We start from the raw sequence: 8,724 nt of genomic DNA on the forward strand, positions 1-8,724 counted from the left end.
TCAGTTCCGGATTTTTAAGTGATCAACGCTAGGCTGCTCTCCAAGTCTTACAAGAATTGTTCCATCAATGAATCGCACGGATTTGGGCTGCGGCCATATAGGCATATCTGCGTAGTTGCCTATGAGACGAGTTCTTTCCTCCTGGCTGACCTCTTCCAGATTGGTGAATCCAATCAGATACATATAGTTTACGATACGATCTGTCTGGCCGCCGGCAAGCCCAAAGAAAGAATTGCTGGCAGTTGATCCTCTACCGGGATAGTAAATGGGTTTGAACTGTTTCCCACCATAGATGTCGATCTTGTATATGTGGTCAGTCCTGAAATCAGGTATGGTGTCGGAGATTCTTGAATATATTGCGCCGGCAAGAAGCTGGTCATGCGTTCGCAGAAATGAACTCGTCGCTTCCAACTGCGCCAATACATTCACTAACTGCAGCGCGATCAGAGGCGCCGAAATGAATGCCAATCGAGACATCCATAGCGGCGCACACTTGAACCCTATAGCAGCCATAACCCAAACGGTGGCCGGAACGGCCACCAAAGCACGTAGCGGCATGGAGCCGCCAGCAAGAGGAAACTGAACGAACGGTACGAGCAACAACAGGATTGTAGCCAATGGAAGCAACCAGTTTGCCTTTTGACATCCAACTGCCCAAACAGTTGAGATGACACCAAAAGCTATGGGAATCACGAACGTAGGCGAGAAAACCCCGTAAGCGTCTATCGAACCGCTATAGACCGCTAGAACTTCATACAAGGTAGTCGCTAAGACGTGAAAAGGTCGGTTACCAAATGTCTCTAAATCCAGGAAATTCTGGATGTAAGCAAGGTGAGTTTCGGTCGCCGCAAGAAATACCTTAAGGATTAGGGCGTAAGTAATTAGTGACCCGACAGTCGACATTACTGCAAGCGTTATGTTGATGAGGATTGTGCGGGAGTTCCACTGTAATTTTGTACCATTAACTATAATAAGACCTACTAGAAGAACTGCTTTGGATAAAATAATCGTTTGATAAAAACTTGCCGCTATGCCGCCCAGCAGAACATGTGCACAGATATCAGCGAGAGAAATCTTGCGAATCGGTTTCGCAAGCAGGCGGCTGAAAACGTATGTGGACGCTGAAACCGCCAAAATACCGAATCCGGCTGACGCAATGTTCGCTCCAAATTCGAGAAGCCAGAACCAACTCGGATATGCGACAAAGATTGGGAATATAACGTACGCGATCGCCCCGGGCTTGAATCCATAGGCCTTCAACACGAAGAGGTAACCGATGGAACTGAGGATGCCATACAGCGCCATCGGGAGATATGGAATGATCGGCCTCGGCATCAGAAACCGTTCGACTAGGTAAATGCCCCATCGACCTTGAGAAAGCCATACGTCTGCTGACTGGCGGAATGCCGCGAGTTCATCGTCTTGCGAGAGCGTGAACGTACTTAATTCACTCCAATAAAGTGCTGCGAATATTAGAAGTAATACCGCGACAGGATTTATGTATTCATGGAAAGGAACGGTATCGTCCGACAATTTCATGGATATTGACCCGAAATATTCAAAGCGTCAGGGCGCAGGGCCGGACAGCGATATTCGATGTGCCTTGCAATTACAATAAGCATGGTTGTTGATCTGAGACAGAAGGACGATGTCGGGCAATCTTTCTGGCAACGGGCGGTCGGCGACATCTCGGTTGAGCGGGTATCTCGGTCAAGGCCTTGGCGGCTGTTACCGATCCTACGCATTCTGCGGAAGGTGCTCTCGACGAGCTCGATCTGCCTCACATTTGTTGAGGTCGCACTATAGCGTATGAATAGGACGATTTTGCTGAGGCTGTTATGCAACGAGAGTTGTTGGAAAAATCAATGAATGGAGAAGCTGACGGCTATTCCGGCGGCTGGATAGCGGCCCTGCCTATGTATGATTGGTCCGAAGCGCGTGGCCAAGTCGACGCGCAATGGGCGCGGCTCCGCGATGCTTTCCGGCAAAGGGGCATCGATGCGCCGGAGGCGGTCGTGCGCAGCAATCGCGAGCTGCCAGGGGTTCCCGGCGGGATACTCGACGGCGCCGGCAAGCCGATTGCGCCCGACCCGGCGACGCTGCCCCCGGAAGAGTTGGACTTTGACCAGCTCTGGCTGAGCCCGGCGCTGCTCTTCGGGCAAACCTGCTGGGGGCCGATGGAACTCGGCCTTGCGCGGCATGTGCAGGTGATTGCGCAGCCGAGCTACGATGCGTTCGAGGGCGGGCAGGGAGAGCTCTATTCCAGCGCGCTGGTGATGCCGGCGGATGGCGGACCGGGGATTGCCTCGCCCGTGGACGGCAAGGCCCTCATCCCGATCGACCTTCTCCGCGGCAGGCGCTTCACCTTCAACAATCCGGATTCGATGTCCGGGCTGATCGGCCTGCAGCGCGACCTGGAGGCGATGGGCGAAAGCCTGGACATCTTCGCCTCGCGCGGCGAAAGCGGCGGCCACCGGTCGTCGATCGTGGCGATCGCGGAAGGCAGGGCCGATGTTGCGGCCATCGACTGCGAAAGCTGGGCGCTGGCGCAACGTTTCGAGCCGGCGGCGAGGGGCGTGAAGGTGGTCGGCTGGACGGCTCGGCGCAAGGGCCTGCCCTATATCACCGCCCGAACGACGCCGGAAAAGATCGTTGCCGCGATGCGCGACGCCGTCGCGGCTATCGAAGGCGGATCAGAGCAGCCGCTCGTCCAGCGGATAGGCTGAAAGCTTCTCATTGCCGGTCTCGGTGATCAGGATCTGCTCCTCGATCTTGACGCCTTCGCGCCCGCCAAGCCTGCCGATATAGCTTTCGACGCAAAGCACCATGCCGGGTTCGAGCACGCCGTCCGGCGTGTCGTCGGTCCAGTCGCCGGCATGCGGCAGCGTCGGATATTCGTCCGCAAGGCCGACCCCATGATAGAGCACGCCGTAGCGCGTCGGATAGCAGTCGTCCGGCGGCACCGCCGAGCGCTCGACGAGATCGCGAAAGGAGATGCCCGGCCGCATCAGATCGGTGTTATGAGCGATCTGATCGACGGCGATGCGGAAGAGGTCGCGCTGCTCGTTCGACGGCTGCCGGTAGCCGCAAAGCCATGTGCGCGAAAGATCGGCGCAGAACCCGTAGGGACCGATCAGGTCCGTGTCGAAGGCGACGAGGTCGCCATCCTCGATGACGCGCGAGGAGCATTCCTGGAACCAGGGATTGGTGCGCGGTCCCGATGACAAAAGCCGCGTTTCGATCCATTCGCCGCCGCGCGCGATGTTGCCGCGATGCAGTTCCGCCCAGAGCTCGTTTTCGGAGATGCCGGGCTTCAGCGCTGTCTCCATCTCGCCAATCGCTGCCTCGCAGGCGACGATGGCGCGGCGCATGGCGAGGATCTCGTCCGGCGATTTGATGAGGCGTGCACTCTCCATCACCGCCTCGCCATTGCCTATCGCAATGCCGCGGCGGGCGAGTTCCTCAACGCCTTCCGGGTTGATGCGGTCGACGGCAATGCGGCGGTTGCCGCCGCCATGCTCGGCAACGAGCTCGGCGATACCGGCACCCCAGCGCCGGACTTTCTGCTCGGTGAGCTCGCCGCTGTAGAGATATATCCACGACACGGCGGGACGCACCTCGTCGACGACACCCGAATGATCGGACAGGTGCTCGCAGGAGAAATAGTCGAACAGCACCACCGGCCCTTCCGCGGCGACGAAACAGTGGCGTGTCGGATTGTGCGCGACCCAGAGCTGCATGTTGGTCGAATCCGTCGCGTAGCGGATGTTGACCGGGTCGTAGAGCAGGGCGCCGGCATAGTCGCGGCGTTTCAGCTCGGCGCGGATGCGGTCCAGCCGGTATCTGCGCATTTCGGCCAAGTCCGGCGCGGCGACGCCCGCCGTCGCCCACTCGGCTTCGGTAGTCGCGCCGTAGCCCAGCAGATGCTGGTTGAGGGAGGCCGCCTTTTCGCGCGAGGCCTCGCGCAGCGCTTCGACCGAGCTTGGCTCGAAGGGCATGATCTTGCGATGGCGGCCGAAGCCTAACTTGTCCATTCGTCCCACCTGAAGCTTACTGCGCGGGCTTCTTGTGCAGTCTGGTAATCGTGACCTTGCGGGGCGGAAAGCCGAGTGCCTGCGGCACTTCAATCGTGCGGTGGATGGTGTCCATCACGTAGCCGACCTTCGCCAACTCTTCGAAAACCTCCGAGGACGATTCCCTGTCATCGGTAAGCACGAGCACCGCCGGCTCGCGGATCGACCTGGCGAAGTCCGGCGTCTCATCATCGAGCGCGATGAGGTCGGCATCGACCAGGCGCAGATTGCCGACCCAGAACCAGCTCGAGACCACGGTCTTGACCGGTCCGCCGGCGTTGATCTGGTCGTAAAGCGAGCGGTAATCCATGCGCACGATGCTGCCGCGGCTGTCGCCGCCATGCAGATGCATGTACCAGCTCAGCGGCAGCACCAATATGGCAAGGAGAGCGCCGACGAAGACAATGGTGGCTTGCGTCTTTCGGCCCTTCTGGCCCATGGCGTCGAAGCGCATGGCGAGCGCCGCGGGCAAGAGGATGAAGATCGGTAGCATCCAGCGGTCGCGAAACTGGGTGATGCCGGCCGCCAACACGACTGTGACCATGACCACAAAACCAAGTACGATCGCCCGCCACAACAGCTTTTCCGGCCACCGTACCGGCTGAGGCGGATCCGTCCGTTTTCTTGTCGCCAGGACGTAGGCGACGGCAAAAATCACGACCGGCAGTCCAGCGAAATTGACGATCGCGTTGACCAGTCTGCGGATGCCGAGAAGCGCCGTTTTCGCAACGCTGCCGCCTTCGGCGACGCCTAGGCCCCCTTGGTGCGCGAGCAGGTCTTCCAGATGTGTCAGGCTCCAATAAAGCGTAGGCAGGCAGGCAAGGACCGCCACCGCCACGCTGATTGCGAAACGGCGGTCGAAGATCGCCTCACGCGTTTCGCGAACCGAGAGAGATGCCAGGAACAGGGCGGCAAGGAAGATGACGATGTTGTATTTCGACAGCATCGCGGCCGCCGTCGCCAGGCCGAAAAACGCATAGGCAACAGCCGATCGCCGCTTCTCCACCTCGACCAGCGCCAGAAGCAGCACCGAGGTGAAACAGAATATGGCGACCGAGTGGGTGAGGGCGTGCTGCATCTCCCAGAAGATCTGAGGAAACAGCAGCAATCCGAACATGCCGGCCGCCGCGGCACGGTTCGAGTAGCCGAGGCGGCGTATGGCGGTGAAATAGGCGACCAGCCCCGCGGCCAGCAGGCCGTATTTGACGATCTTGAGGGCAAGGACGCTGGTTCCGACCAGCGAGGCCGCAAGCGTCGCCAGCCAGGTGTATAGAGGCGGCTGCGAGCTGCCGTAGCCGGCGGCCAGGAATCGCATTTCCGTCAATTGCTCTGCATCGTCGACACCGACGCCCGTGCCCGCAACATGGGACAGCAGGGCCATCATGACGATCTGGGTCAGGCAGTAGAAGAGGACCGACGCAACCGCCGCGCTGAATGGACCGACCCGTTCATCGCAGAGCCAATCGGTCCATTTCTCTAGTTGCCGCAAGGGGACGATCTTCTCATGCTGATGCGCCGGTAGTGGGCTCCGACCATGCCATAGCTACCGACGCAATCCAACAATTCGCGGGGTTTCAGGTTCGCATCTTCTCGCCGCTCGGGTCGAAAGGCGGCTCGACATTGATGCGGGCGGGGCGGCGGTGGCCGAGAATCTCGATCTCGAACAGGCCGGCGCTTTCGTCCTCGGCAAGAGCGGCCGGCACATAGCCCTGCGCCATCGACTTCTGCACGTAATGCGCGTAGCCGCCCGAGGTCACCCAACCAACCACGCGCCATTCGCCATCGACGATGCCGCGCACGGCCGAAGCGCCTTCGGCGGCCTTCGAGCCGCGCACTTCCTTGCCGGATGTGTCGAAGCGCGGCGCGCCGTAGCCATGCGGCTTCTCGACTGTGCCGTAATCCTTGCCGACCTTGGCCCAGATTGGCTCGTCGCCCATCACGTCGGCATCGGCAGCGTCGACGATGAAGGAGACCCGGCGCAGCTTCGGCCCTTCGGCATGCTCCTTGGCGGACGCCTCGCGGCCGATGAAGTCGTTCTTCTCCAGCTTGATGAAGCGGTCCATTGAGCCTTCGAACGGTCCATAGATCGGACGCAATTCACGGAACCAGGTCGGAAAATTCTTTTCCAGGCGCATGGACAGCAGCGCACGCATGCCGAAATCGACGATGCCGAATTCCGCGCCGGCTTCCTTGATCGCCTTGTAGACGAGGCGTTGATAGGCGGGCGCCATCCAGATCTCGTAGCCGAGGTCGCCGGTATAGGTGATGCGGTTGACCATGCAGGGCGCGCCGCCAACGGCCATCTCGCGGAAGTCCATGAAGCGGAAGGCCTTTGTCGAGACATCGACATCGACGAGCTTCTGCAGCAGGTCGCGCGATTTCGGCCCGGCGATGGAGAGACCGACCAGCGTCTGGTCGAAGCGGTGGATGCGCACCGAGCCATCCTTCGGCAGGTGCTTCTCGAACCAGCGCATGTGATATTTCTGCGCTGCGGACGAGCCCCAGATCATGAAGCGGTCTTCTCCATTCCTTGGGCCGGCCTTGGCGATGGTGAAGTCGCCGATCAGCTTGCCGAATTCGTTGACCATCGGGGTCAGCACGATACGGCCAACCTTCGGCATGCGGTTGGTCATCAGCCGGTTGAGGAAATCTTCCGCGCCCGGACCGGACACCTCGTATTTGGCGAAGTTGGCGATCTCGGTGACGCCGACCCTGTCGCGCGTGGCGCGCACTTCCTCGCCGATCGGGCCGAAATCGTTGGAGCGGTGGAAGGAGACGATGTCCTTGGGCTCCGTACCCTTCGGCGCGAACCAGAGCGGCGTTTCCAGGCCCCACGAATCGCCCATGACGGCGTTGTTGGCGAGCATGGTGTCGTAGAGTGGCGTCGTCTGCGCCGGACGGGCGGCGGGCAGTTCTTCGTTCGGGAAGCGGATCGAGAAGCGGCGCGAATAGTTTTCCCGCACCTTGGCGTTGGTGTAGCGCAGGCTCGCCCATTCGCCGAAGCGAGCGACATCCATGCCCCAGACGTCGAAGCCCGGATCGCCATGCACCATCCAGTTGGAGAGCGCGAGGCCGACGCCGCCGCCCTGGCTGAACCCGGCCATGACGGCGCAGGCGCACCAGAAATTGGTCAGGCCCTGCACCGGGCCGACCAGCGGATTGCCGTCGAGCGCGAAGGTGAAGGGGCCGTTGATGATCTGCTTGATGCCGGCCTTCTCGATGCCGGGGAAATGCTTGAAGCCGATCTCCAGCGACGGCGCGATGCGGTCGATGTCTGGCTGCAGCAGCTCATGGCCGAAATCCCATGGCGTGTTGACCGGCGACCACGGCTTGCAGGCCTTCTCATAGGTGCCGAGCAGGACGCCGTTGCGCTCCTGGCGGGTGTAGATCTCGCCCTTGAAGTCGAGCACGCCGATCATCTCGCGGCCGGTCGACTTGTTGAACTCCTCGACCTCCGGCATCGGCTCGGTCAAAAGGTACATATGCTCCATGGCCAGCACGGGCAGCTCGACGCCGACCATGCGGCCGATCTCGCGCGCCCACAGGCCGCCGCAATTGACAACGTGCTCGGCATGGACCGTGCCCTGCTCGGTGACGACGTTCCAGGTGCCGTCCGGCTGCTGAGTCAGGTCGACGACGCGGTTGCGCAGCACGATCTCGGCGCCGAGCTTTTTTGCCGCCTTGGAATAGGCGATGGTGGTGCCCGAAGGGTCGAGATGACCTTCGACCGGATCCCACATGGCGCCAACGAAGTTCGTCTCGTCCATCAGCGGGAACATCGCCTTGGCTTCCGAGGGCGTAATCAGCTCGGTATCCATGCCGAGATAGCGGCCCTTGGCGTGAGCCAGCCGCAGAAAGTCCATGCGCTCGGGCGTATCGGCCATCATGACGCCGCCGGTCAAATGCAGCGAGCAGGACTGGCCGGAGAGTTCCTCGATCTCCTTGTAGAGCTGGACCGTGTAGGCCTGCAGCTTGGCGACGTTCGGGTCGCCGTTCAGCGTGTGGAAGCCGCCCGCCGCATGCCAGGACGAGCCGGAGGTCAGCTCCGAGCGCTCGATCAGCATGATGTCGGTCCAGCCGGCCTTGGCGAGGTGATAGAGCACCGAACAGCCGACGACGCCGCCGCCGATGACAACCGCTTTTACGTGGGATTTCATGCAGATAGATCCGTGTTTGAAAATACTGAATCGGGGGATCGAGGTGTGAAAACAAAGCGGAGATCGGATGCCGCGATGTTTTCGGTCAGCCTGCCGTCGAGCGCGGCGAGGATGGTTTCACAGACGGAAGCACGATGTTTCAGGACGTCATGGTTCCAGAAGCGCAGGATCGAGTAGCCCTGAGCCTGCATGAAGTGGTCGCGGCGGCGGTCATATGAGCTGTCGGCGTGTTGGGATCCATCGACCTCGACGACGAGCCGACGCTCGCGGCAAGCGAAGTCGGCGAAGAACGGTCCGATGGAAAACTGACGCGTAAAGCGATAGCCGCCGAGCTTGCGTGACTTCAGTTCAAGCCAAAGCAAGGCTTCCGCTTGATTGCCGGCTTGCCGGAGATTTCTTGCGCGCTTGGTCGTGCCTTGTTTGCGACGGCTTCGCGTTTGAGCAGCGCCTTCCCCCACTCCGTCGCCGCTTCGCGGCGCCACCTCTCCCCCCTC

Annotated in this window: 6 protein-coding genes; 1 reads left to right on the forward strand and 5 read right to left on the reverse strand. The window is 60.6% G+C overall.

Annotated elements, in window-relative coordinates:
- Positions 1-1,539, reverse strand: coding sequence for a glucosyltransferase domain-containing protein (locus LB529_RS24305; RefSeq protein ID WP_224712496.1), 1,539 nt, complete (start codon positions 1,537-1,539; stop codon positions 1-3).
- A 326-nt stretch (positions 1,540-1,865) separates the two neighbouring features.
- Between LB529_RS24305 and LB529_RS24310 the strand changes: the two genes are divergently transcribed.
- On the forward strand, positions 1,866-2,726 hold the full coding sequence (locus tag LB529_RS24310) for a phosphate/phosphite/phosphonate ABC transporter substrate-binding protein (RefSeq protein ID WP_224712498.1): 861 nt from the start codon (positions 1,866-1,868) through the stop codon (positions 2,724-2,726).
- Here LB529_RS24310 and LB529_RS24315 read toward each other — a convergent pair.
- The 4 genes from LB529_RS24315 to LB529_RS24330 form a co-directional block, all read right to left on the reverse strand.
- Complete coding sequence (locus LB529_RS24315) at positions 2,694-4,034, reverse strand: M24 family metallopeptidase (RefSeq protein ID WP_224712499.1); 1,341 nt, start codon at positions 4,032-4,034, stop codon at positions 2,694-2,696. The genes LB529_RS24310 and LB529_RS24315 overlap by 33 nt on opposite strands.
- 16 nt (positions 4,035-4,050) lie before the next feature.
- Positions 4,051-5,454 carry an ArnT family glycosyltransferase gene (locus LB529_RS24320; protein ID WP_224712500.1) on the reverse strand — a complete coding sequence of 468 codons (1,404 nt, stop codon included), beginning with the start codon at positions 5,452-5,454 and terminating at the stop codon, positions 4,051-4,053.
- A gap of 193 nt (positions 5,455-5,647) precedes the next feature.
- Positions 5,648-8,230: an FAD-dependent oxidoreductase gene (locus LB529_RS24325; protein WP_224712501.1), complete on the reverse strand. Its 2,583-nt coding sequence runs from the start codon at positions 8,228-8,230 to the stop codon at positions 5,648-5,650.
- Positions 8,227-8,688, reverse strand: a complete 462-nt coding sequence (locus LB529_RS24330; RefSeq protein ID WP_224712504.1) for an endonuclease domain-containing protein — start codon at positions 8,686-8,688, stop codon at positions 8,227-8,229. The genes LB529_RS24325 and LB529_RS24330 overlap by 4 nt, the downstream gene beginning before the upstream one ends.
- Positions 8,689-8,724 lie beyond the last annotated feature (36 nt).

This window comes from Mesorhizobium sp. CA5 (genome assembly GCF_020165105.1).
Lineage (GTDB): Bacteria > Pseudomonadota > Alphaproteobacteria > Rhizobiales > Rhizobiaceae > Mesorhizobium.

Excerpts from the sequence above, each read along its gene's own strand:
- LB529_RS24310 (WP_224712498.1), top strand. The coding sequence starts at position 1,866 with ATGAATGGAGAAGCTGACGGCTATTCCGGCGGCTGGATAGCGGCCCTG.
- LB529_RS24320 (WP_224712500.1), bottom strand. The coding sequence starts at position 5,454 with ATGGCCCTGCTGTCCCATGTTGCGGGCACGGGCGTCGGTGTCGACGAT.
- LB529_RS24305 (WP_224712496.1), bottom strand. The coding sequence starts at position 1,539 with ATGAAATTGTCGGACGATACCGTTCCTTTCCATGAATACATAAATCCT.
- LB529_RS24315 (WP_224712499.1), bottom strand. The coding sequence starts at position 4,034 with ATGGACAAGTTAGGCTTCGGCCGCCATCGCAAGATCATGCCCTTCGAG.
- LB529_RS24325 (WP_224712501.1), bottom strand. The coding sequence starts at position 8,230 with ATGAAATCCCACGTAAAAGCGGTTGTCATCGGCGGCGGCGTCGTCGGC.